Source organism: Bradyrhizobium sp. SHOUNA76, from assembly GCF_023006445.1.
GTDB lineage: Bacteria > Pseudomonadota > Alphaproteobacteria > Rhizobiales > Xanthobacteraceae > Bradyrhizobium.
On the sequence record NZ_JALBHA010001037.1, the window covers coordinates 1 to 738 of the forward strand.

General features: G+C 68.3%; 1 protein-coding gene. It reads left to right on the plus strand.

Annotated elements, in window-relative coordinates; genetic code table 11:
- Positions 1-189: 189 nt before the first annotated feature.
- Positions 190-738, plus strand: a 549-nt coding sequence (locus tag MOV74_RS39545) for a general secretion pathway protein GspJ (protein ID WP_246933041.1), incomplete at its 3' end; no start/stop codon positions are given.

Consider the following 738-nt stretch of genomic DNA (forward strand, 5'->3'; position numbering starts at 1 on the left):
CGACAGCCGCTGGCGGCTCGACGTTGCGCCGATGAACGTTCCGGGCGGTGATCCCGCCAGCGATCGCTTCGTGCCGTTGGCGGTCAATCTGCGCCTGCAGCGCGCCGACGGGAGCGCGATCCAGGTCACGACGGTGAAGCTGGTGCCGAGGGTGTCGCAGTGAAGGGCCTGGCATTGAGGGGCTTGGCAATGAAGCGCGTGCGCCGCGCACTGGCCGATGAGGCCGGCTTCACTTTGCTCGAAGTGCTGCTCGCAACCCTGCTGATGACCGTGATCCTGGCGGCTCTGGCGACCATGACGGCGCAATGGCTGCCGAACTGGAATCGCGGCATTGCCCGCGTGCAGCGGGCCGAGCGTCTTGCGACCGGGCTCGACCGCATCGTCGCCGACCTGTCCGTCGCGGAGCAAATGACAGTGAACGGCGACGCCAGGGTGCCGCTGTTCGACGGCGCCGAATTGTCGGTGACCTTCCTGCGCACGGCACTCGGTCCGAGCACGCGTCCAGGTCTCGAATTCGTCCGCCTGATCGAAAAGGCTGACGCGCAGGGGCTGGCGCTGGTGCGCGAGCGTGCGCCGTTCCAACCGATGCCGACCGACGGGCAGATCCGCTTCGTCGACCAGGTCGTGCTGATCCGGGCGCCCTTCCGCGTCAAATTCGCCTATGCCGGGCCCGACGGTCAGTGGCAGCCGGTCTGGCGCGGGCAGCCGCAGCTGCCGGATCGCATCCGCATCACCGTG